Annotated in this window: 25 protein-coding genes and 1 tRNA gene; 13 read left to right on the top strand and 13 right to left on the bottom strand. The window is 68.3% G+C overall.

Annotation, left to right across the window (positions count from 1 at the left end):
- Window positions 1-35: 35 nt before the first annotated feature.
- Window positions 36-938, bottom strand: a complete 903-nt coding sequence (locus BLU84_RS09405) for a DUF6689 family protein (protein ID WP_233431107.1) — start codon at window positions 936-938, stop codon at window positions 36-38.
- 331 nt (window positions 939-1,269) lie between these two features.
- Here BLU84_RS09405 and BLU84_RS09410 point away from each other — a divergent pair, with 331 nt between their 5' ends.
- A complete protein-coding gene (locus BLU84_RS09410; RefSeq protein ID WP_074865647.1) occupies window positions 1,270-2,661 on the top strand; it encodes a S8 family serine peptidase in 1,392 nt (463 codons plus the stop codon).
- Window positions 2,662-3,045: 384 nt separating this feature from the next.
- On the opposite strand, the gene BLU84_RS26325 is transcribed toward BLU84_RS09410, so the two are convergent.
- Window positions 3,046-3,408, bottom strand: a complete 363-nt coding sequence (locus BLU84_RS26325) for a hypothetical protein (protein ID WP_139174864.1) — start codon at window positions 3,406-3,408, stop codon at window positions 3,046-3,048.
- Window positions 3,409-3,835: 427 nt separating this feature from the next.
- Entirely contained in the window at window positions 3,836-4,363 is a 528-nt protein-coding gene (locus tag BLU84_RS09415) for a DUF6491 family protein (protein WP_233431108.1), read from the bottom strand.
- A gap of 168 nt (window positions 4,364-4,531) precedes the next feature.
- On the opposite strand from BLU84_RS09415, the gene BLU84_RS09420 reads away from it, so the two are divergent.
- Window positions 4,532-4,607: transfer RNA gene (locus BLU84_RS09420), tRNA-Phe, on the top strand.
- Between the two features lie 565 nt (window positions 4,608-5,172).
- Entirely contained in the window at window positions 5,173-5,673 is a 501-nt protein-coding gene (locus tag BLU84_RS09425) for an Lcl C-terminal domain-containing protein (RefSeq protein WP_170849131.1), read from the top strand.
- A gap of 107 nt (window positions 5,674-5,780) precedes the next feature.
- On the opposite strand, the gene BLU84_RS09430 is transcribed toward BLU84_RS09425, so the two are convergent.
- Window positions 5,781-6,185, bottom strand: coding sequence for a hypothetical protein (locus tag BLU84_RS09430; protein WP_139174866.1), 405 nt, complete (start codon window positions 6,183-6,185; stop codon window positions 5,781-5,783).
- A gap of 329 nt (window positions 6,186-6,514) precedes the next feature.
- Between BLU84_RS09430 and BLU84_RS27135 the strand changes: the two genes are divergently transcribed.
- Entirely contained in the window at window positions 6,515-6,751 is a 237-nt protein-coding gene (locus BLU84_RS27135) for a DUF3024 domain-containing protein (RefSeq protein ID WP_074865655.1), read from the top strand.
- Window positions 6,752-6,865: 114 nt separating this feature from the next.
- Here BLU84_RS27135 and BLU84_RS26330 read toward each other — a convergent pair whose 3' ends face one another.
- Window positions 6,866-7,192, bottom strand: coding sequence for a hypothetical protein (locus BLU84_RS26330; protein ID WP_139174868.1), 327 nt, complete (start codon window positions 7,190-7,192; stop codon window positions 6,866-6,868).
- Between the two features lie 358 nt (window positions 7,193-7,550).
- Between BLU84_RS26330 and BLU84_RS09440 the strand changes: the two genes are divergently transcribed.
- Entirely contained in the window at window positions 7,551-7,814 is a 264-nt protein-coding gene (locus BLU84_RS09440; protein ID WP_074865659.1) for a hypothetical protein, read from the top strand.
- Between the two features lie 944 nt (window positions 7,815-8,758).
- On the opposite strand, the gene BLU84_RS09445 is transcribed toward BLU84_RS09440, so the two are convergent.
- Both BLU84_RS09445 and BLU84_RS09450 read right to left on the bottom strand, forming a co-directional pair.
- Window positions 8,759-9,091 carry a hypothetical protein gene (locus BLU84_RS09445; RefSeq protein ID WP_074865662.1) on the bottom strand — a complete coding sequence of 111 codons (333 nt, stop codon included), beginning with the start codon at window positions 9,089-9,091 and terminating at the stop codon, window positions 8,759-8,761.
- Window positions 9,092-9,168: 77 nt separating this feature from the next.
- Entirely contained in the window at window positions 9,169-9,630 is a 462-nt protein-coding gene (locus BLU84_RS09450; RefSeq protein ID WP_074865665.1) for a fasciclin domain-containing protein, read from the bottom strand.
- Between the two features lie 431 nt (window positions 9,631-10,061).
- Here BLU84_RS09450 and BLU84_RS09455 point away from each other — a divergent pair, with 431 nt between their 5' ends.
- Window positions 10,062-11,618, top strand: a complete 1,557-nt coding sequence (locus tag BLU84_RS09455; protein WP_074865668.1) for a hypothetical protein — start codon at window positions 10,062-10,064, stop codon at window positions 11,616-11,618.
- A 156-nt stretch (window positions 11,619-11,774) separates the two neighbouring features.
- On the opposite strand, the gene BLU84_RS09460 is transcribed toward BLU84_RS09455, so the two are convergent.
- Window positions 11,775-11,999, bottom strand: a complete 225-nt coding sequence (locus BLU84_RS09460; protein WP_074865672.1) for a hypothetical protein — start codon at window positions 11,997-11,999, stop codon at window positions 11,775-11,777.
- Between the two features lie 422 nt (window positions 12,000-12,421).
- Between BLU84_RS09460 and BLU84_RS09465 the strand changes: the two genes are divergently transcribed.
- Complete coding sequence (locus tag BLU84_RS09465) at window positions 12,422-12,682, top strand: YjhX family toxin (protein WP_074865676.1); 261 nt, start codon at window positions 12,422-12,424, stop codon at window positions 12,680-12,682.
- A 71-nt stretch (window positions 12,683-12,753) separates the two neighbouring features.
- The gene (locus BLU84_RS09470) at window positions 12,754-13,263 is read left to right on the top strand and encodes a GNAT family N-acetyltransferase (RefSeq protein WP_074866559.1); all 510 of its coding nucleotides are present in this window, start codon (window positions 12,754-12,756) and stop codon (window positions 13,261-13,263) included.
- Between the two features lie 66 nt (window positions 13,264-13,329).
- On the opposite strand, the gene BLU84_RS09475 is transcribed toward BLU84_RS09470, so the two are convergent.
- The 5 genes from BLU84_RS09475 to ftsY form a co-directional block, all read right to left on the bottom strand.
- On the bottom strand, window positions 13,330-13,584 hold the full coding sequence (locus BLU84_RS09475) for a DUF6289 family protein (protein WP_074865679.1): 255 nt from the start codon (window positions 13,582-13,584) through the stop codon (window positions 13,330-13,332).
- A gap of 220 nt (window positions 13,585-13,804) precedes the next feature.
- Window positions 13,805-14,074: an oxidative damage protection protein gene (locus BLU84_RS09480; RefSeq protein ID WP_074865682.1), complete on the bottom strand. Its 270-nt coding sequence runs from the start codon at window positions 14,072-14,074 to the stop codon at window positions 13,805-13,807.
- 101 nt (window positions 14,075-14,175) lie between these two features.
- On the bottom strand, window positions 14,176-15,300 hold the full coding sequence (gene mutY, locus BLU84_RS09485) for an A/G-specific adenine glycosylase (protein WP_074865684.1): 1,125 nt from the start codon (window positions 15,298-15,300) through the stop codon (window positions 14,176-14,178).
- A 7-nt stretch (window positions 15,301-15,307) separates the two neighbouring features.
- The gene (locus tag BLU84_RS09490; RefSeq protein WP_074865687.1) at window positions 15,308-16,612 is read right to left on the bottom strand and encodes a hypothetical protein; all 1,305 of its coding nucleotides are present in this window, start codon (window positions 16,610-16,612) and stop codon (window positions 15,308-15,310) included.
- A gap of 6 nt (window positions 16,613-16,618) precedes the next feature.
- Window positions 16,619-18,004: a signal recognition particle-docking protein FtsY gene (ftsY, locus tag BLU84_RS09495; RefSeq protein WP_074865690.1), complete on the bottom strand. Its 1,386-nt coding sequence runs from the start codon at window positions 18,002-18,004 to the stop codon at window positions 16,619-16,621.
- A gap of 88 nt (window positions 18,005-18,092) precedes the next feature.
- Here ftsY and rsmD point away from each other — a divergent pair, with 88 nt between their 5' ends.
- The 5 genes from rsmD (at window position 18,093) to ggt (ending at window position 22,333) form a co-directional block, all read left to right on the top strand.
- Entirely contained in the window at window positions 18,093-18,743 is a 651-nt protein-coding gene (gene rsmD / locus BLU84_RS09500) for a 16S rRNA (guanine(966)-N(2))-methyltransferase RsmD (RefSeq protein WP_083382500.1), read from the top strand.
- A 183-nt stretch (window positions 18,744-18,926) separates the two neighbouring features.
- On the top strand, window positions 18,927-19,430 hold the full coding sequence (coaD, locus tag BLU84_RS09505) for a pantetheine-phosphate adenylyltransferase (protein ID WP_074865693.1): 504 nt from the start codon (window positions 18,927-18,929) through the stop codon (window positions 19,428-19,430).
- A gap of 86 nt (window positions 19,431-19,516) precedes the next feature.
- A complete protein-coding gene (locus tag BLU84_RS09510; RefSeq protein WP_074865696.1) occupies window positions 19,517-20,011 on the top strand; it encodes a hypothetical protein in 495 nt (164 codons plus the stop codon).
- 268 nt (window positions 20,012-20,279) lie between these two features.
- Window positions 20,280-20,528 carry a YfhL family 4Fe-4S dicluster ferredoxin gene (locus BLU84_RS09515; protein WP_074865699.1) on the top strand — a complete coding sequence of 83 codons (249 nt, stop codon included), beginning with the start codon at window positions 20,280-20,282 and terminating at the stop codon, window positions 20,526-20,528.
- A gap of 53 nt (window positions 20,529-20,581) precedes the next feature.
- Entirely contained in the window at window positions 20,582-22,333 is a 1,752-nt protein-coding gene (gene ggt / locus BLU84_RS09520; RefSeq protein ID WP_425479355.1) for a gamma-glutamyltransferase, read from the top strand.
- Window positions 22,334-22,348 lie beyond the last annotated feature (15 nt).

The raw sequence follows: 22,348 nt of genomic DNA on the forward strand, positions 1-22,348 counted from the left end.
GCGGCCGCGACGGCGCCGGTGCGCCGGCGCCGCGCTCAAGGTCCGTAGTCGCGCAGGTAGGCCAGGCTGAAGCGCAAGGTCGCCGCGCCGGCGACGAGTTCGCCGGCATCGTTGCGATGGGTGCGCGCGGCCCGCCACTCGTTGTCGATGAAGGTGCCGCCGCGGGCGACGGCGCGTGCGCGCACGGCGTCGGCGGCGGCCAGCGCGGCGGTGTAGTCGGGCACCGCCAGCGCGGTTTCGACATCGTCGAGCAGGGCGTCGAAGCCGGCTTGCTCGCTCGCCGGCAGCAGGTCGACGCGGTCGCGCAAGCGCTGCAGCTTGGAAGCGATCACCACCGGCGTCGGCCGTGCGTCGGCGAGGATCAGGAACTGCGAGAAACCGCCGTAGGTGCCGCGGGCGCGCACGCTGCCGGCGGCGATCTCGTCGGTGACGTCGTAGAACGCGCCGCCCAGCGGCGCCTTGAACAGGCGCAGGCGGGTGCCGGCGGCGTAGGGCAGCCAATGGGTGTGGATTTCGGCGCGGCCGCTGCCCTTGAACTTCAAACCGCCGGACAGCGGCGGCTGCACCGTCACCAGCAGCGGCAGGCTGCCGGGCACGGTGGTCAGGTCGGTGTCGGGCAGGCGCGCGATGAGGTTGGGGTCGTACAGGCTGACCGTGCGCGCGGACACGCCCAGGGCGGCCGGGCTGAGCCCGCTGGCGTCGTCGAAGTCGAGCGACAGTTCGGCCAGCACCGGGCCGGGCCAGCCGGGCAGGAACGGCAGGCGCACGGTCGCTTCGGCGTGGTTGCCGGCGGCGGTCACCGTCACCGGCAGCGGGATCTGGGCGGCGGCGCCGCCGGCGCCGAGCAGCAGCCCGACGGCGACGATCCAGGCGGCCAGCCGGGGCAGGGCGCGGCGCGCGGCGCGGGCGGCGCGCGGGGTTGGGTCGGTGTGGCTCATGGTGTGGCGGTCCCCTGTGCGTCGTCGCGGGCGTGCGTGGTGGTGCATGGTCTGGAGCGTTCGGATCGAATCGGCATCGCGGCGGCGTCCGCATCGCAGGGCGCCGACGGCCGTCGCGACGGTAACCCGGAACCTGTCGCGTGCGCATGAACCGGCGCGTGCGCGTGCGTGGCGGGCGACCGCGACCCCGAGGCTACTGTGCGGCCGGTCGCCGGTCTGTAGGGGTTTTCCCCCACGCCGGCTGGGCGGTCTTCCGGATGTCGCCGCGCGGCGGCGGCGGGCCAAGGTGAGTCCACCCGGTCCTCGGGGGAACGCAGGGAGTCCGCACGACATGCAACGCAATCGCCGCACCCTTTTCAAGCTGACCGCGTTGGCCCTGGGCATGGCCGCCAGCGGCGTCAGCCTCGCCGCCGCCCGCCTCGACGCCGCGCTCGAGCGCGCCCTGGCCACGGCCGACGCCGCTGCCCCGCTGGAGGTGGTGGTGTCCTACGACCAGCCCGGCCCGCTGCGCGCGGCCCAGGTGCAAGCGCTCAAGCTGCTCGGCATCGGCCAGGGCGTGAGCATGCGCGCGCTGCCGATCGCCGGCGCATTGGCGACCCCGGCGCAGATCCGCGCCCTGGCCCAGCGCGGCGACGTGCTGTCGATCCATCTCAACAAGCCGCTGCGTTATTACAACCAGGAAGCGCGCGAACTGTCGGGCGTCAACCGGGTGCAGGCCAACCCCGGCGATTTCGGCCGTACCGTGCCGTTCACCGGCCGCGGCGTGGCGGTGATGATCAACGACTCGGGCATCGACGCCACCCATGCCGATCTCAAGTACGGCCAGCGCGTGGTGCAGAACGTGCAGGCGCTGACCAACCTGCATTCGCTGCTGGACTTCCTGCCGGTGACGGTGCTGGAAAACCAGCTCAATACCGACATCAGCTCCGGCCACGGCACCCATTGCGCCGGCACCGTCGGCGGCAGCGGCGCGCAGTCCGGCGGGCTGTACCGCGGCGTGGCGACCGGCGCGGACCTGGTCGGTTACGGCTCCGGCGCGGTGATCTCGATCCTCGACGCGGTCGGCGGTTACGACTACGCGATCTCGCACAAGAACAGCTTCGCCTCGCCGATCCGGGTGATCTCCAATTCCTGGGGCACCTCGGGCGCGTTCGACCCGACCGACCCGGTCAACCTGGCTAGCTACGAGGCCTACAAGAACGGCATCGTCAGCGTGTTCGCCGCCGGCAACGACGGCCCCAACGCCAACACCCACAATCCGTATGCCCAGGCGCCGTGGGTGATCTCGGTCGGCGCCGGCAACAAGGACGGCACGCTCGCCGACTTCTCCTCGCGCGGCAATCCGGGCGAGAGCGGAAGTTTCACCATGTCCGACGGGCAGAGCTGGACCTACGTCAACGAGCCGACCCTGGTCGCCACCGGCGTGGACATCGTCTCCACCCGCGCGCTGACCGGCGCGCTGCCGCTGCTGGCCGCGCAAAAGGACGCCGCGCTCGGCGCGCGCGCACCGTTCTATACCCACATGAGCGGCACCTCGATGGCCACGCCGCACGTGGCCGGCATCGTCGCCCTGCTGCTGGAGGCCAAGCCCTCGCTCAAGCCGCTGGAGGTCAAGCAAATCCTCGCCCAGACAGCCAATCCGATGGCCGGGCGGCAGCGGTTCGAAGTCGGCAGCGGCCATGTCGACGCCTACGAGGCGGTGGGCGTGGCCAACGCGTGGTGAGCGCCCGCTAGTCGTTGGCTCAACGCCGGTACCCGCCGGCAGGCCGGCCGCGCGCGGCGGGTGCGTGCGCGGGCCCGGCCACCTGTTCGGGCGGGTGGCGAACCCCGCCCGTTCTCCGCCCGCAGCGTCGCGTCCCCGGCGTTGCGGGCGATCTCTGCGTAGACCTGGAAGAATCAGTGCAGTGTTTGTCATGAACGGATGCCCGGGAAGGTGCGGGCATCCGTTTTTTTTGCGGCAACGCGGCTGCGTGGGTGTCGAGCCGATGAGCGCGGAAGGCGCATCGGGCGATGGGCAACAGGCGAGAGTCGAGGGGCGCGACTCGAGGGGCGCGACTCGAGAGGCGAAACCCACTGATAGCTCAGGTCGAGCGCGGTCGCCGCGCCGTCAATGCGGTGTCGCGGAAAGCGGCGTCTGCGCCGCAGCGAAATAACGCAGATGCATCGGCGGACGCGAGTCCAGCCGGAACGGTCCGGGCAAGCGCGTTTGTGCGGCGAACGCCGGAGCCAGTGGCAACATCGCGGCCGGTGTCATGGAACGGCGTGCCGCAGGCGATGCCGGATCGAGCGCGGCAGCGGCCGCCGCAACGGCGAAGGCCGAAGCGACGGGCTCAGGGAATCGGTGTGGGGAAGAGACAGAAGAAGGAACCGCCGCTCGGGCCAACAGCGCCAGCGCCGAGACGGCGGTCAGTACGAAGAGATAGCGCGGCAGCGCGCGGAACGAATCCTGGACCAAGATCGCTGCCTTCATGCACGCCCCCCGCGCACTCCTCGCGGGATCGACCGAACGGCCGTCCTGGCCGTCGGCGCCACTTCCTGTTTGCCGTGCATTGCCGCTAACCCCAACTTCTGTAATCAGTGGCCCCAGCTCCGCAGCATCGCTTGCTCAAGGCGGCGGCCTCGTCCTTTGCTGAGCGGCGTCCGTGTCGTCGCATGGCCGTGCTGCCGGGGCCCGCACAGATTGCGCCTGGGCGCCCGGCCGGCACAGTCGGCCGACAGCGCGGTGGCGTGTAGGATTTTTCTGACACTCGTCACGCCGCGGATGCGGAATCCGTCGGCTGGCCGACCCCGGCAGGAGCGGCTCTGGTCCTTTCCGCGCAGGGGCTTTGCCTATCGCGCCGGGCATCCGCGCAGACGCGGCGCGCATCGCCGCCGCATCCGCGCGTTGCCGCCCTGGCTCAGGACTTCGGCTCTTCCGGCATGGTCCCGGCCGAGCGGATCTCCTTCTGCGCCTGCTTCAACGCCTTGACGTCGAGCGGCAGGATCCGGTCGATGAAGCAGGGAATCTTGATCGACTGCTGGCCGAGCACGATGACCTTGTCGAAGCGGCGATGCACGCTGCCCATCTGGTTGGTCACCGAAATCGCCTGGGCGAAGTCGAGATCCTGGCAGCGGCCCTGCAGCTCCAGCAGATAGGCCTGGTTGGGCCGGGTCCACAGCGCCAGCGCGCTGTCGCCCAGCGGCGTCCAGCCGTCGATGCTGTCGAAGTACTGGAAGCGATCGACCGGCGCGCCGGCGTGTTCGCGATACAGCGCCAGGCGTTGGGCATCGTCGAGCTTGGGGCCGGAACTGGCGCAACCGGCGAGCAACGCTGCAGCCAATACCGCGGCCGACAACGCGGCGAACCGGCGCCGCGGAACGTGCGGATGCACAGCCGGCGAACGCGCGGACTGCGGACGCGAACCTTGCGAAAGCAGGCGTTTCATACGGGTTTCCTTTGGCGGCCAAGCCGCCGGTGGGGCTTGCGCCGCCATCATGCGCCCGCCGCGCGCGGCCGCCGCATCGACGGCCCGAATCGTTCAGCGGCGGGGAGGCTTGCCATCCGTCGAAAGCCTCCGTATCATGCCGCCTCTCTCACGGGTTGCCCGTGAAATGGCCGGGTAGCTCAGTTGGTAGAGCAGGGGATTGAAAATCCCCGTGTCGGGGGTTCGATTCCCTCCCCGGCCACCAGTTTCATCAAGGGCTTAGCAGCGATGCTAGGCCCTTTGTTTTTTGGCTTGGGCTTTCTTTGTGGCGGAATCGGTTTGCATGATTCCCTCGATGCGCGAGGCGTCGTTCGCCAAGTGCTCGGGCGAGAGGTGCGCGCAACGCAGCACCGACTTGATGGAGCGCCGGCCGTCGAGTTTCATCAGCGCACGAAGGCTCCCGCAAGCCATCACGTGTCAGCTTGCTCAGGTGTGGCGTACGTCACTGGACTAGCATCATCACGGCGTGGGCTTCGTCCGACGCGTGGTTCGTCGATTTCTACGACGGCTACGCCTACTACGGTCACCGCCTCAACGACTACGGGCTCGTGCGTTCGGTCCGGTCGTTGCCGGCCTGCACGTGATCCGCGCCTGTCGCGGGCTGCGCGAATGCGGCCGTTACCATGCGGGCCCGGCCCGCTGCGCGCGCCCCCCGACGCTTGCTGCTCTCGCCGAGTTGTCTCTGCTGCCGGCGCGGACAGTGTCGCTATCCGGGTTTCCGGCGATCTGGCCCACCTCGAGGGCGTCGCGTATCGCTACGGCCCGCATCCTTGCTCGACGAGTCGAAAGCGGCATCGTATGTTCCGACTTGCGGCGACCTTCGAATCTTTACCTTTTTTGGGCCAGCAATGAACCTCAGTACTTCTTCGGACCTTGGCCTGGAAGCTCGACCCCGCTTTATCGACAACGACGACGGCACCATCACTGACACCGTCCTGCGCCTGATCTGGTCGAAGGCGACGCTGTGCGGTGTCGAGCGCGTTAGCTACGCCGAAGCAGCCGAAGCGTGCAAGGCGCTCGGACAGGAGTGGCGGCTCCCCACGCGTGTGGAGTTGTTCCAACTGGTGGACGACACGCGCTGTAGCCCCGCCATCGACACTGCCGCATTCCCCGATACCATGGGGGGAGCGTATTGGACCGCCACCGAATACGCGTTGGTTCCGCTCTGCGTGCGGGTCGTCGGCTTCATCAGCGGCCGCGCCGACGGCTGCCACCGCGACGAAGTCCGTAACTTCGTGCGTGCGGTCCGATCGTTGCCGGCCAGCACGTGATCCGCGCCTGTCGCGGGTTGTGCTAATGCGGCCGTGACCACGCGGGCCCATCGATCCTCGCTGTTCTCGCCGAGTTGCCGCAGCTGCCGGCGCGGACAGGTCTGCTCTTATCCCTGATCAAACGACAAGTAGTTCACCCAGCCGTCCGCTGTCCACACGGCGCACCAAGAGTTAACATCGCTCTCGTTCGAAAACGCGATTGTGGCCGATGAACTGGCGCGATCCTGAAACGGGTGCCTGTTCGTGTCGATGAACTCTCGGACGTCATAGAGCAGGTCGTTTGCCGTCGCTTCGCCTCGAATCAACCGTTCGAAACTCTCGCTCCAACCCGGGGATGCCATCGCCTCATCGGGCGATTTCAAACGGCATTTTTCGCAAAGAATGGGCCAGCTAGACGCATCGAGCACGAATCGGATCGCCAGTCTGTCGTCAGCTCCGCTGCCGTCGCCATAGAGCGCCAGCGAATACCGCAGCCCATCCGAATTGGGGCGGAAGCCGAGTACGTTGCTCATGATCTCGATCGCCTTGGTCTTGTCCGCGTCAGACGATGAGTAGCGATGGTGGATTCCGTCGTATAACGAATGCATGCAGCCGACCTCGGCAGTTGACCAAAGATTGTCCGATAGGCTTCCTGTAGGAGCACTTGAATCGAACAGGGCTTAGTAAACATCGTAGCTGTAAACGGCTAACGACGGTCTACAAAAAACTGGACGATTCACTCCGCGACTGCCGCTGGACATGTCGTCATGTTCAAAGCCATCGAACGGCGGCAAGCCGGGAACGTCATCGCGAGGCTGCTGAAGCCGCGGCATTGCCCTCACGTGAAGTCGGGCGATGCGGTGTGCATCGCGTATCCGGCCCGACCATTGAGGTCTATGGCGCGCGACCGGCTTACGACGAGATCGTCGAAATTCCGGTCGTCAAGTTCCGCTACGTTCGGACGCGCCAGGTCGGGCAGTTGTTCTGGCTCCGGGCCAGCGGGAAATGGCAGGGTTACGGCCCAATGCTGGAAGCTCTCGGCCTACCAGAACTCGTGGAGGAGGTCAGGCGCGATCCATTCTGCTGCTTCTGGGGTTGACGCTCGCGCTCGAATCTCGGCCGTGCGACGCCCGCCGCTAAAATCCTAGGCATGCCGATCTGCCACTCCAGCGACAGGCTGCCTGAACTCTAAAGCTGGGCTTGCCATCCTGCATCAGCCAATTATAAAAGCCACGTCTGCACGACGCTCTACTGCTTCGGTCATCCGTAACTTGAGGTTGGCGAAGCGTTGATCGATATGCGGCTGCAGCGTGTGTTCTTGCTCGGTTACTGCTGCGGCAAGCAAGTCGAGTTGACGAAAAAACTCCGGCGTCATTCCAGCGCCGACATCGTTGAAGGTGCCCCAGTTGTCGCATAGGTCTAATCCCAGGCGTTTCGCAATAGGGCTGACTATTCGGCAAATGGACTCCACCATGATGGGGATGTTGAAGTTCTCTTCGTCCTTGCATATCGGATTGTCGATTTGTGCAGTGACAGACATTGCGTCTCTTCCATAAGTGGGGCATCACTTCTCGCGTTTGGCCGAGAGAATCGTCAGGGGCCATCCTCGGGCGAGTAAATCACAAGAGACGGCGCACCAGGTACTCGTCGCGATTACTCAGTCAGATTTTAAGCTCTTGTTCGGGGGCGCGAGTAGAACACTTGTGGGTGCCCTGACCGGCTCTTTTGACGGTGCCTGCTGTACGTGGAAGGGCCTGGCGGCCTATCCTGCGTGGATTGGCATCGATCACGCGGATTGCGGTGGATCCTTGCTTGAACTCGGGCAGCGGATTGGTGGGCTGACTTGGGCGCCGCAGCTTTAAAGGCCCAGATGTCTACGGAACCTTAGACGATCCACAATGACTAAAGTCGATACTGAATTCTTTTTTGACGACATGGGCGTCGGGGTGTTGTATCGCACGCCAACGAAACCGGGTCGGTATGGCTACATGGCGTTTCGCGGGCCGGGGCACTATGAGATGTGCCGCGCAATAGAAGCCAACGGCACCGCGCGATGTTACTCCCTGACAGGTAACGGGAGCAGGGTGGCTTTCAGTGTGGTGGGGTTCTCCAAAGACGGCGACCTGATTTTGGAGGACTTTGTCGACGAGTTGGCTCGTTAACGTGGCTCTTAGTGTGGATAACAGTGGGTGTCCACGAAATCCTGATAACTGCAGTGAAATGGTAGTGCCATCCTATTCCCCCTCGTTGTTGCGCTTCGCTAGAGCTGCCTCCAGGAATCTGAGAGGCACAAAGCAGTAAAGATGGTCGTCCGATTCGTGCCAGGTGAAAAAGCATGGCCCCTTGCCATCGATGTCTCCGTGACAAGTCCGCCTCAGCGATTCGTCTGGAAGCATCATGGAGCCGAACTTTGAGTCGCCGCATCTAGGACAAACGAAACGGCTTGCAAAGAAGACTTCTTCCGGCACGTTGTTGACCGAACCAATTTTCCGCGTACCCATCGTTGCTCCAAGAAAATGTGGGCCTGTGGTTTTGGGTCTAGCAGGCAGTTGTGAGGCCGGCCTTCGACTTGTCTTGCGGTTGATGCTTGCTCAGATTGTCCGACATGTGTGTGTCCTGGCGGCCGGCGACATCCCGAGACTGGCCGCAAGTTCAGGGGACGACGACGCGATCCAGCGCCGCCCAATCTCCTACGCACCAGGGGCCCCAGCGCGGCCAGGGTAGGGCGGTCGAACTTGCACGGAATTTGCACGGGCAGCGGGCGGCGCTCACACTGTAAGCCATTGATGTGCGGCTACAGGAGTGCGAGGTACATTTCTGCCGTTGCTGATAAATCAATCACTTGCAAAAGTGGGTGGGGATTGAAAATCCCCGTGTCGGCAGGCGACTCCCTCCCCGGCCACCTCAACACAGATCCTGCGATGGTTCGTCTTAAATCGCCGGATAAGCAAAAAAAGCCTCCTTTTCGGGAGGCTTTTTTGTTGCCTGAAATCTGCCGGGCACCGCCGGCATGCAGAGCGCGGGATCCGGCCACGCATGAGCGCGCGAGCTCTTTCCTGCGTTGGCGCCGTCGCGCCAAAGACGCGGCGATGTTCTTCGCCGACGCTTACAGCCGTCCGTGCAAGAACACAGCCAGGATCAGGACGCATCCGGTCACCGTCGTAGCCCAGTACGAAAAAATCATCGATCGGCGGTTGTCGTCGCAATGTCCGGTGCCGCCGCGATCGAAGCTGAGGCGGAAGCTCTTGTCGCGCAGGTACAGCATCGTGGCCCGTGCGTTGCGGCGGGCGAGCGGGTGCGCGCCGGAGCTGAGATTGAAGTGCGCGAGTTGGGTGGGATGCAGGTCCTGCATCAGCCGCCAGAACCTGGCCTGGATGAACGATTCTATCGACAAGGCCACTGCGAACCCGATGAAGGCAATGGCGGTGGCGACGTGCATATCCATGGATCCCGTTGGCGAAGATGCGACGGCAAGAGCGACGGAAAGGTCCCGTCGCCGCGTAGGGACGCTGCGCGTTACCCCTGCTTTTCCGCCGCGGCCGCCGGGATGTTGACCTTGTCGATCCCGTGCAGGATGCCATTGCTGGAATCCATGTCGCGCGAGGTCATGGTGGCGCCGTCGATGGTCAGTTTGTCGCCGCTGTATTCGATGGCCGCTTCCTGGCCGTTCGCGGTGCGCGCGCTCGACCACTTGCTGAGCTGGGTCGAGGTGCGGCGGCCCTTGATCACGTGGTAGTTCACGATGTCCGCGAGTTCGCGCTTGTTCTCCGGCTTGAACAGCTCATCGAGCTTGCCGGCGGGCAGCCTTTCGAACGCAGCGTCGGTGGGGGCGAGGATGGTGTACGGTCCCGCGCCGCTCAGCAGTTCCTTGAGTCCGGCCTTGTCGATGGCCTGCAGGAAGACGTTGAAGGTGCCGTTGGACGAGGCGATGTCCGCCAGGTTGAGCGCCGGGCGGGCCGAGTTCTGGTTCGCGTTCATGAGAATTCCTGGAGAGGGATGCGCCGATGCGAATCCGGGACGGCCGAAGCCACGGCCCCGACGGGTCGGGGCGGAAACTCAATGCGGAGACTGGATGGAAGCGCGACGCGGCTTGAGCAGCCGTTGCAGCGTTGCACTGCAGCTCCTCGACCATGGACCTGCGTGCGTTAGTCGGGTGTGAGCGCAGCCGGCGCGAAGGCGCACTTTATCGATGGCGGCGTCTCGATGGCCGCCCATGCGACCCTGCGTTTCCGCCCGTTCGCGCAAAACGCATCGCCGCCGCACCGGATCGACGCGATTGCCATCACGGATTGGCGATGCGGGCCGCTCCGGCGCGGGCCAAGGCTGGCTACTCTTCCGCATCGTCCGGCCTGGCCTCGCGCTCGCGCCGGATCCGGTTTCAGATCGATATCGAACAAGGAGACGGGCCAGTGAGCACGGGCGCACAGCTGAAGGTCGTATTGCAGGACGCGCAGGGGTTCTACTTCTCCGGCGACAAGGCGGCGAAGAAAGAGAACGAGGCGACGGTGAAGTGGCTCAACACTTTGCTGAAGAACGAGGATTACTACGGCGAGTTGTGCGGCAGCAAGGGCAAGCTCGCGGTCGGTTTCAACTTCCCGCCGAAGGAAGTGGCGCCGGAGCGGGCGAAGGAAATCATGTCGCGGGCATACGATCGCATCGGCAATGGCGTGGACGAGCTGCGCTCCGAGAACCAGATGAAGACGGCCGGCGCGCTGATGCGCGGCACGGTGGTCGAACACCCGCTCAATCGCGACCGGGTCGAGGAGAAGCTGTACGCGGGTTACGCGCGCCCGCACGACCCGGAGCAGGACGCCAAGACGCTGCTGGCCAGCCCGATGCTCGCCGGCCATCCGGCGCGCTCGGCGGAGGGCTTCGACAAGCTCAGCTCGGTCGGCAAGCTCGAGGCGATCTCGCACGCCAATCTGCAGGAGATGCGCGGCGAGATCGCCAGGTACAAGGAGCTGCATGCCGCCAACGGCCTGGCCGACACCTTCGGCAAGAAGATCGACACGTTCGTCGCCGATGTCGGCGAGCGCTATGCGCAAGGCATGGCCTCGCACGCCAGCAACCGGCCCATCGCCGGGCACATCCTGGCGACCTCCGACCGCGAGCAGATCCAGGACTTCGCCCAGGCGCTGACCAACAACAAGTCGCAGCCGCAGAGCGTGTCGCACACCTCCGAGTACAACACGCGCTATTTGAAGTCGCACGATTTCGCGTTCTTCAACGTGTATCCGGCGACCAATCCCGAGATGCAGAAGCAGATGCTGTCTTCGACCCGCTATCTGTGCGAGAAGCCCGAGATCGCCGGTTCGGCGATCGCCAAGGACGCGCAGTCCTTCAGCTTCAATCTGCCCGGGCTGGTGAACCAGACCCAGGACGGCGCGCAGCGGCTGACCCTGCTGACCTTGCGCGACCCGGTGCGTCCCACCCACGGCGGCAGCGAGGACGAGGTCAGGGCGCGGATGGAGGGCAAGGAGGGTCTGGCGAGCTACAACGCAGGCAGTCCGGCGGTGGGAACCGCCACGCGCAAGTTCGGCACCGAAACCGACAGCTACGATTCCGCCCGCCGGGTGTTCGTGAAGGGCGATTCGCTGGAGGCCTTGAAGGCGAACGTCGAGCTCGGTTTGTACAAGGCCGCCTATGGCCTGTCCAAGGGCGAGAAGAGCGTGGATCCGACCCAGAACAAGGATTACAAGCTGTACGGCATGCTCAACGAGGCGACGGCGCCGGGCGAGAGCCCGGCCAAGGACCGCGCCACGATGCAGTTGGTGAAGCTGTTCCAGTACCCGCAGCTGATGGTGTCCGGGCCGGTGTCGGTGCAGGGCGTGGAGCCGTTCCGGCCGGGCCAGACCCAGGCGACCCAGCTCGCTGCCGAGACCAGCGCGCCGTCGGTTTCGGCGACGCAGACGAATCAGGCGAATCAGTCCAACGAGCAGCACAAGGCGCAAGTCAGGACCATGTAATTGCGCGCTTGCCGCATCGCCGCGTCGAACGATGCGGCGGGTTTCGATGCGGCGCCGTCCTGGCGCGATTGAGCGCAGGCATCGCGCGGCCGACCTCGCACGACCGCAACGCCGGGCTTGCGCGCATGCGCGACGCAAGCCCGGCGCCGGCGGCGGTTACGGCGCCTGGCAGCCGTTGGCCAGCAGGCACTGGCTCCATTCGTCGAAGCACTTCTGGAATTCGGCGTTGGTGAGCGTGCCGTCGGCGCGGCCGTCGGCGAGGCACTGGTTGTAATTCTTGCTGCACCAGCGGTCCTGGCAGGCGGCGTAGACCGTGGCCGAGAACCCGAACAGGGCGACGGCGGCGAACAATGCGGTGCGGCGGGCGAACAAGCCTTTCATCGGTTCTCTCCTTGATAAACGGACGATTGGACTGCGCTTGCGGATGCGGCGGGCGCCTGCGGCGCGCGCCGCGACGGCGCCCGCGGGGCGGGGCCGGCCGGCGCAGTGTGGACCGCGGCGGTCCCCGCCGCTGCGACCGGGTGCGCGAGTGGGCGAGCCGGCGTCTGCGCGCGCGCCGGCGCAGGCCGCGCCGAGACGTGAATGCGGCCGCCCGCGCGGTTGACACGCGCGCCGCCGCCTACTAGGGTGCGCTTCCCCGTACTCCCGCCGATCGGCGGCCAAAGAGGGAAGCATGTCGGAGATTGTGGCCACCCGCTGACCTTCGTTTTTCGCGAAGGTGGGTAACGCGTCGAATCAGTTCGCCGTCCGCGCAACGCGGGCGCGCGTCGTCGCGTTCGTTCCGGCTACGACCGACATGCCAAATGAATCTATCCAGATCCGAACAGCGCGTGCTGCACGCGCTGGCTCAAGGCGGCTGCATCCAGCACCGCCGCGCCGCCGATAGCGCGGCCGTCCTCGACGTGGACTGCTACAACCGCGATGGCTATCGCCTCGCGGACTGCACCGTAGCGGTGTTCAAGAAACTCAAACGACGCGGCCTGATCTGCTCGCACGACGGGCAGCCCTACCGCATCAGCCATCTGGGGCGGCAAAGCGTGCGCCCTCAACACGACAACCGGTGACGGCCATGCTGAGCTTGCTGATGTTCGGCTCCGCCCTCGGCCGCAACCCGTTGTCCGCACAGGAGGACGCTATGCATATCCAAGACGAAACGCCCGAACAGCGCGCGCAGGTGCACGCGCTCAACCGCGCCGCGTTCGGCCGCGACGACGAGGCCGACCTGGTCGAGCGCCTGCGCGCCGACGGCCTGGTGCGGCTGTCGCTGGTGGCGCAGGACGACGACGCGATCGTCGGCCACATCCTGTTCACCGATTTGCCCACGCAGGTGGACGGGCGCGCGGTGCGGGCGGTGGCATTGGCGCCGATGGCGGTGGATCCGCAACGGCAGAGCGCCGGCGTGGGCACCGCGCTGGTGCGCGCGGGGCTGGCGTGCCTGGCCCGCGACGGCGTCGAGGCAGTGATCGTGCTCGGCCATCCGGCGTACTACCCGCGCTTCGGCTTCAGTGCGCAGTTGGCGGCCAAGCTCGCGTCGCCGTTCCCCGGCGAGGCGTTCATGGCGCTGGAACTGGCCGCGGGCGCACTGCGCGGCGAAGCCGGGCAGGTGCGTTATCCGGCTACGTTCGGTATCGACGAAGCGGTTTGAAAACGTCCGCGTCGCGGGCCCGGCATCGCGCCGGGCCCGCGTCGTGGCTGTGCTGTGCGCGCAGGCTTACGGCAGGCCGCCGTCGCCGCACACGACCTTGGTCAGGTTGAAGTAGCGGCTGGTCTGGCCCCACTGGAAGGGCTCGCCGCAATGGCCGTAGGAACGCTCGCCGATCAGGTTGGTGCGGGCGGCGTCGGAATAGTAGTGCTGGACGTAGCCTTCGCCCGGATTCGGGTAAGGCAGCGCGCTGGCGGCCAGCGACAGGGTCATGCCGACGGCAAAGGCGATCAGGGCGAGCTTGCTCTTGGACTGCTGACGCATTTCGACTCTCCTTGTGATGAAGCGCGGTGGCGCGACGCAGCCGCGGCTGCGGCGGAGCGCCGCTTTCCTGCGCAGTTCGTTTTCCCGCACCGCCGCAGGGCGATGCCGGAATGGCGATTCAACACGAAGGCCGCCGCGGCGCGAACGTGCCTGCGGCGGGCAATGGGTCGCAGTTTCGCAGCGAACGCGTGCGCGTTCGCTGTTCAGGCGCGCGCGGCGCTCACTGCTCGGGCACGTAGCCGGCCGGCTTGTCGGCGCCGCCGCCGAACAGGAACTTCTCCATCTCGTCCTGGAGGAAGGCGCGGTGCTTGGGGTCCATCGGCGAGAGCCGGTTCTCGTTGATCAGCATGGTCTGGTGGGCCAGCCACGCGGCCCAGGCGGCCTTGCCGATGTTGGCGAAGATGCGCTTGCCCATCTCGCCGGGCCAGGGAATGAAGTCGAGGCCTTCGGTCTCGCGCTGTTCGTACTGGCAGAAAACGCTGCGGCTCATCGGGGATCCTGGTGCGATAACGGGGTGGGGAGCGGCGCGGCTCAGGCCGCGGCTTCAGTCGGTTTGCTTCAATCGGGATTGCTTAGATCGGTTCGTGCCGATCAGCCTGCCGCTTCGATCAGCTTGCGGATCGGCGCGGGAATGCCGAGCTCGGCCAGTTCCTCGCGCGCGACCCAGCGCAGAGCGTCATTGTCGCCGACCCGCGCGCGCAAGGCGACCGCGCGCCAGCGCCGCGGCTGCAGTTCCAGCTTGTAGTGGCTGAAAGCGTGGGCGACCGGCGCCAGCGCTTCGCCGTCGGCGTATTCGGCTTCGACGTGGGTTTCGAACCAGCGCTCGGCGGCTTCTTCGTCCTCGTGCTGCGGCAGCGTCCACAGCGCCGCCCACACGCCGGTGGGCGGGCGGCGCTGCAACAGCACTCGGCCGCTGCGGTCGAGCAGCCACAGCACTTGCGCATGACGCTGCGGCACCGCCTTGCCGGGTTTGGGCACCGGCAGTTCGGCGGTGCGGCCGTGGATGCGGGCGACGCAGTCGCTCTGCAGCGGGCACAGGATGCAGGCCGGGTCCGAGCGCGTGCACACGGTCGCGCCCAGGTCCATCTGCGCCTGGGTGTAGTCGGTCATGCGCGTCGGCGGCAGGTGCGATTCGGCCAGCGCCCACAACTGCCGTTCCACCGCCGGCAGGCCGGGAAACCCGTCGATGCCGTGGTAGCGCGACAGCACCCGCTTGACGTTGCCGTCGAGGATCGCGTGGCGGTCGCCCCAGGCCTGCGACAGGATCGCCGCGGCGGTGCTGCGGCCGATGCCGGGCAGCGCGGTCAGCGCGTCGAGGTCGCGCGGCAGTTCGCCATCGTGGCGTTCGACGCACAGCTTGGCCGCGGCGTGCAGGTTGCGGGCGCGGGCGTAGTAGCCCAGGCCCGACCACAGGCCGAGCACGGTGTCCTGTTCGGCCGCGGCGAGCGCGGGCAGGTCGGGCAGGCGCGCGACGAAGCGTTCGAAATAGGGCGCGGCGGTCTTGACCTGGGTCTGCTGCAGCATGATTTCCGACAGCCACACCCGGTAAGGCGAGCGCGGATGCTGCCAGGGCAGGTCGTGGCGGCCGCTGACGTCGAACCACGCCAGCAGGCGCGCGGCGAAGGCGTCGGGCGAGCCGGTGGCAGTGGCGGCGGGCGTCGCCGCGGCCGTGCGGCGGGCGGGGCGGGCGTTGGCGCTTTGGCTACGTGCGTTCATTGCGATGTCAGGAGGCCGGCGCGGGCGACGCGGCGGCGGGCGGATCGTCTTCGATGTGCACTTCCACGCCTTCCAGCGCGGCGCCGGAGATTTCGATCTTCGGCGTGCTCAGGCGGCCGCTCAGCGGCGGCAACGGCGCGGCGTCCTTGGCGTCGATCCAGGCCAGCATCTGCGGCAGGCGCAAGCGGCCGTCGAAGCGGGTCTGGTCGCGTTGCGTGCTCAGCGCGACGGTGTCGGACAGGTCGGCCTTGCCGGCGTAATCGAGCTGGAAATCCAGCGGCGTGCGCGATTGGCCGAGCGGCGGCGGCAGCGTCGGCCAGGCCTGCGGCCAGGCGTGGATACGGCCTTGCCAGTGCAGTTGCAAGGCCGCGCCGAAGCCGAAGCGGCCGCCGGCGTCGAGGTTGGGCACGGCGCTGTCGGCGGCGGCGCGCAGGGCTGCGCCCATCGGCGCCAGGGTCAGTTCGCCGGCGCGATAGCGCAGCGGGCCGGCGAGGCCGAAGGCGAACGGTAGATCGGTATCGCCGCTGACATAACGCGTGTCGGCGCCCAGGCGCAGCGCGTCCAGGCCGAGGCCGTCGGGGCCGTCGTGCAGGCGCGCGCCGGCGCGCATGCGCATCGGCAGGCGCCAGTCCTTGGCCGCCACCGCGAGCGCGCCGGACAGGCCGAGGCCGCGCGCCGGAGCCGGGCGGTGCAGGGTCGCGGCCAGATCGAACGGCACCGCCACGCCCGCGCTCAGTGCGCGTCCGCGCACGCGGGCGCGCAGCGGTTTGTCCGGGTCGAGTTCGGCGAACTCCAGGCCGATGTTTTCGACCGACCAGCCGTCGCCGACCGCGCGCCCGTCGCTCACGCGCGCGCCGCGGATCAGGCGCGGGATGGGCGTGGGGCCGGGCGAGGGCGGGCGCGTGGCCAGCCAGCGGTCGAGTTCGCCCAGGTCCAGTTGCGGCGCGTCGAGTTCGACCCGCTCGATGTCGAGCACGGCGCCGGCGGCGCGGATCGTGGTCCACGGCGCGGCGAGATAGACGCGCTTGGCGCGCAGCAGGGGTTTGTCGCGGCCGGGCGCGCGCGCGACCAGGTCGCGCACCTCCAGCATCGGGGTGCCGCGCAGACGGTATTCGCTGGCGCCGCTGGCGCTGATCTCAAGGCCGAGCGCGCGGCCGGCCTGGCTCAGCACGATCCAGCTGACCTGGCTGGGCTGCGAGACCCAGCGCAGAGCGAGCAACGCCGCCAGCAGCAGCGCCAGGACGATCCAGAGCCGCTTGCGCGAGCGGCGGGCGGGCTGCTGCGGCGCCGTCGGTGCGGCGGCGGCGGGCATCGCGCCTCAGCCGCCGAGCGCTTCGGGCAGCAGGGCGTCGACGAAGGCTTCGGCGTCGAACACGCGCAGGTCTTCCGGGCGCTCGCCGATGCCGGCGAAGCGGATCGGAATGCCGAACTCGCGCGCCAGCGCGAACACCACGCCGCCCTTGGCGGTGCCGTCGAGCTTGGTCACCACCAGGCCGGTGACGCCGACCGCGGCGTGGAACTGGCGCAACTGCGACAGCGCGTTCTGGCCGGTGGTGCCGTCGATGACCATCAGCACTTCGTGCGGCGCGGCCGGATCGACCTTGGCCAGCACCCGGCGGATCTTGCCCAGTTCGGCCATCAGGCCCTGCTGGGTGTGCAGGCGCCCGGCGGTGTCGGCGATCAGCACCTGGGTGCCGCGCGCCTTGGCCGCGGCCAGCGCGTCGTAGGCGACCGAGGCGGCGTCGGCGTTCTGGCCTTGCGCCACCACCGGCACGCCGTTGCGTTCGCCCCAGGCTTGCAGCTGGGCGACCGCGGCGGCGCGGAAGGTGTCGCCGGCGGCGAGCATCAGCGAGCGGTTTTCGTCGCGGAAGCGCTTGGCCAGCTTGCCGATGGTGGTGGTCTTGCCGACGCCGTTGACGCCGACGGTGAGCACCACGAACGGCTTGGCGTCGGTGTCGATCACCAGCGGTTTGGCCACCGGCTGCAGCATGCCGATCAGATCGGCGCGCAACGCGGCCAGCAGCGCGTTGGCGTCGGCGAACTCGCGCGACTTCATCCGCTTGCGCAGGTTCTCGACCAGCGCGGTGGTGGCGGTGACGCCGACGTCGGCGGTGATCAGCGCGGTTTCGATTTCGTCGAGCAGGTCGTCGTCCAGGCGCGGATTGCGCGAGAACAGGCCGCCGAAGCTGCGCGCGAAGGTGCTGTTGCGCAGGCGCTCGCGCCAGCCGCTCTTGCCGGCGGGGGCGGCGGGTTTGTCGACGTACTCGATCGGGGTGGTTTCGGCCAGCGCGGTTGCGGGCGCGGCGGGTGCGGGCGTCTGCGGCGCGATCGTCGGCGCTTGCGCGGCCGGCGGCGCGGCGGCGGGCGGGGCGAACGGAGTCGGTGCGGCGGCCGGCGCGATTTCCACCCGCGCGGCTTCGGCGACGGGCGCGGCCGGCGCAGGCGTCGCGGGCGGCTCGACAGCAGGCGGTTTGACGGCAGGCAGTTCGACAGCAGGCGCAAGCGCGGCGGCAGGCTGCGTCGGCGCGGCTTGCGGCTGCGGCTCCACCGCTGCCGGCGGCGCGGCTACGGCCGCTTCGGCGGTCGCGGCATCGGCGGTTTCAGGCTGCGCGCCGGGAATGGCAGCGGCGAGCTCTTCGAGGCTGTATTCGCGCTCGGCCGGCTTGCCGGCGTCGGGCTTCTTGCGGCGGAAAAAACTGAGCATGAGACGGGAGATGGGGGCATGCGCGAGAATCCCCACATGCTAGCACCGGCCTCCCTCCGCCCCCGATGAACCACGGTCCGAGATGAACATGTCCAAGCGCGGCCGCTCCGGCGCACGCACGCCGGCCCATCCCGCCGCGGCCTCTTCGGGACGCGGCGGCAACGCGCCCGGCCGCGGCCAGGCCGGCAAGGTGCGCATCATCGGCGGCCGCTGGCGCGGCACCCGCCTGAACGTCGGCGACGCGCCGGGCCTGCGCCCGACCTCCGACCGGGTCCGCGAGACCTTGTTCAACTGGCTGCAGCCGATGCTGCCCGGCGCGCGCGCGCTCGACCTGTTCGCCGGCAGCGGCGCGCTGGGCATGGAGGCCTTGTCGCGCGGCGCCGCCAGCGCGGTGCTGGTCGAGCGCGATCCGGCCCTGGCCGCGGAGCTTCGTGCGCTGGCCGCGCGCCTGCCCGGCGGCGAGGCCGCGCAGGTGGTCCAGGCCGACGCGCTGGCCTGGCTGGCGCAACCGCCGCTCGCGGACGCGCCCGGCTTCGACCTGGCCTTCGTCGACCCGCCGTTCGCGGCCGGGCTGTGGGACGCGGTGTGGCCGGCGCTGTTGCCGAGGCTGGCGCCTTCGGCCTGGCTGTACGTGGAAGCCCCGCTGGACGCGCCGCTGGCGTTGCCGGCGGCGTGGATCGCGCACCGCGAGGGCAGTACGCGCGAGGTGCGCTACGCCCTGTACCGCCGCGCTGGCTGAGCGCGGCCCCGGCCCGGGCGCCGCCGCAAGCGGGCGGCGAGCGGCCGCGCAAGTGGCCGCACAGCGGCGGTTTGCGCCCCTGCGCGCGGGCTTCCCCGCGCGCGGACGGCTGCTACACTGCGCCGCAACCGGCGGGGGAGGCCTACCCGCCCCCGCTCTTTCCCGCCAAGAACGACCCCACGAATGAGCTCGGCCCGCCTGCGTACCGCCGTTTATCCCGGCACGTTCGACCCGATCACCAACGGCCACATCGACCTGGTCGACCGCGCCGCGCCGCTGTTCGAGCGCATGGTCATCGGCGTGGCCGAAAGCCCCGGCAAGGGCCCGGCGCTGCCGCTGCAGGTGCGCGTGGACCTGGCGCGCCAGGCGGTGGCCCACCACGCCCACGTCGAGGTGCGCGGCTTCAACAGCCTGCTCGCCCACTTCGTCGCCGAAGTCGGCGGCGGCGTGCTGCTGCGCGGCCTGCGCGCGGTGTCCGACTTCGAATACGAGTTCCAGCTGGCGAGCATGAACCGCCACCTGATTCCCGATGTCGAGACCTTGTTCCTGACCCCGGCCGAGCAGTACGGCTTCATTTCCTCGTCGCTGGTGCGCGAAATCGCGCGCCTGGGCGGCGACGTTTCCGGCTTCGTGCCGCCGGCAGTGGCGCAAGCGCTGCAGGCCGAGTGGCAGCGCAGCAAGTCCTGACCGCGCGCCTGCCGACGACCGCAGGCCGCTCCCGTCCGATCCATTCCGCAACGCCACACCCGAACCGATACCCAAGGGGCCTAACGATGAAGACTTCCTCCCGCCTGATGTTGATCGCCTGCCTGGCGCTGCCGTTCGTCGCCGCGTGCAAGAAAGAGGAGCAGAAGGAGGTCGCCACCCAGGCCGCGCCGCTGTCGGCGCCCAAGACCAGCGACGAGAACGCCTGGAACGCTTATCTGACCGACGTGATCAAGCGCAACCTCGACGGCGTCAGCGGCAGCACCTACGTCTACACCCTGCCGGCGCCCGACGCGCCGACCTTCCAGGGCGACTACGAGCGCATGCTGGAAAAGGCCCAGACCGACATGAGCCGCGGCGTGCTGGAAGGCAACCTGGTGGCGTTCGGCTCGCCGGACTCGGCCAAGTCGGCGGATCTGGCGGTGGCCTCGTTCTCCAAGGTCGACCCGAACACCATGAAGGGCGTGAAGTTCATCTTCGTCGGCGCCGCCGCCGACAACGATCGCGTCAAGGCCGCGGTGACGCCGGCCGGCGTGAACTACAACTTCGTCGAAGTGAAGTAAGCCCGCGGCGCCCTTGCGGCGCGGCTTTGGCCGAAAGACGGGTTTGCCGATTCGGGCCGCCTTTGGGCGGCCCGAATCTTTTTGGGTTCGCCCCCGACCCGTTCCGCGGGAAAGCCCCGCCAGGCCCGGCCCGCGCCGCGCAGCGCTCGCCGCGGCACGCAGCATCCCGGCGCGGCGCTATGCCCCGGGCCGGCGGCGGCCTAAACTGGGCGTCCGAGCCGGCCCCCCGCGCACTGCGAACCATTGCGCCGGCGTCTTCGAACCGCCCATGTCGCTGAAGATCAACGAACTCTGCGTCAACTGCGACGTCTGCGAGCCGGCCTGCCCGAATCAGGCCATCGCCCAGGGCGAGAGCATCTATGTCATCGACCCGGCGCGCTGCACCGAGTGCGTCGGCCATTACGACGAGCCGCAGTGCGTGATGGTGTGTCCGGTGGAATGCATCGACAAAGATCCCGAGTTCGTCGAAAGCGAAACGCAGTTGCTCGACAAGCTGCGCCGTCTACAACAGGAGTGAACCCGATGCGCAAGGCGCCGTGGCCGCGAGCCGGTCTGCTGTCCCCCTGGTTGCTGGCCTCGTTGCTGCTGATCGCCGCCCCCGCCTATTGCGAAGCGCCGGCCCAGGGCGCGCGCGCGCAGGCGGCGAAGCCCGCTTCGAGCAAGCCGACTTCGAACAAGGCCGCTGCGAACAAGCCCGCCGCCGCGCATCCGCCGGGCACCGTCATCGCCAGCGCGCATTCGCTGTCGACCCAGGCCGGCCTGGACATCGTGCGCCAGGGCGGCAACGCCTTCGATGCGGCGATCGCGGTGTCTTCGACCTTGTCGGTGGTCGAGCCGATCAGCTCCGGCATCGGCGGCGGCGGCTTCTTCCTGCTGCACGACGCCAAGAGCGGGCGCGACGTGTTCGTCGACGCTCGCGAAACCGCGCCGGCCGCGGCCACGCCGGCCGCTTACCTCGACGCCAAGGGCGAACTCAACCGCGACCGCGCCACCAACGGCCCGTGGTCGGCCGGCATTCCCGGCTTGCCGGCGGCGCTGGTGCACCTGGCGCAGAAGTACGGCAAGTTGCCGCTGAAGACCTCGCTGGCGCCGGCGATCCGCATCGCCCGCGACGGCTTCGAGGTCTATCCGCGCCTGGAGAAGGGCTATGGCAGCCGGCGCGAGGTGATGGAGCGCTACCGCGGCACCCGCGAAGTGTTCCTCGCCGACGGTTCGCCGCCCAAGGCCGGCGAAATACTCAAGCAGCCCGATCTGGCGCGCACCCTGGAACTGTTGGCCGCCAAGGGCTTCGACGGGTTCTATCGCGGCGAAGTCGGGGCCAAGCTGCTGGCCGCGGTCAAGGAGGAAGGCGGGCAGTGGAAGCCTGAAGAATTGTCCGGCTACAAGGTGGTCGAGCGCGAACCGCTGCGGTTGAAGTACCGCGGCTGGGACATCGTCACCGCGCCGCCGCCGTCGTCGGGCGGGGTGGCGTTCGCCGAAATCCTGCAGATGCTCGAAGGCTGGGACCTGGGCAAGCTCGACCCGGCCCACCGCACCCACATCATCGCCGAGGCCATGCGCCGCGCTTACCGCGACCGCACCATTTACCTCGGCGATCCGGACTTCGTGAAGATCCCGCTGCGGCGGCTGACCAGCGCCGACTACGCCGCCGGCCTGCGCGCCACCATCCACCCGGACAAGGCCACGCCCAGCGACCTGCTGCCGGGCCAGCCGGCGCCGCTGGAAGACGACGAGACCACCCATTTCTCGATCATCGACGGCGAAGGCAACCGGGTCTCGGCGACCCAGACGGTCAACCTGCTGTACGGCTCGGGCATGGTCGCGCCGGGCACCGGCGTGCTGCTCAACAACGAGATGGACGACTTCGCCCTGCGTCCGGGCACGCCCAACGCCTTCGGCGTGATGGGCTTCGCCGCCAACGCGCCGGAGCCGGGCAAGCGCATGCTCAGCTCGATGACGCCGAGCTTCCTGGAATCCAAGGACAAGGTGATCGCGGTCGGCGCGCCCGGCGGCAGCCGCATCATCACCCAGGTGCTGCTGGCGGTGCTGGCCTACGACGCCGGCCTGAGCCCGCAGCAGGTCGCCGCGCAGCCGCGCATCCACCACCAGTGGATGCCCGACGCGATCTCGGCCGAGGCCGGCGCGCTGGATGCCGACACCGTGGCCAAGCTGCAGGCGATGGGCCACAAGGTCAACGCCGGCGAATCGACCTGGGGCAACCTGCAGACGGTGATGTGGGACAAGCGCGCCGACGTGCTGTCGGGCGGGACCGATCCGCGCAATCCGGTCGGCAAGGCGGATGTGCTGCTGAGCAAGCCGTAAGCGCCGAGCCGTAAA

Source organism: Lysobacter enzymogenes, from assembly GCF_900106525.1.
GTDB classification, from domain to species: domain Bacteria; phylum Pseudomonadota; class Gammaproteobacteria; order Xanthomonadales; family Xanthomonadaceae; genus Lysobacter; species Lysobacter enzymogenes.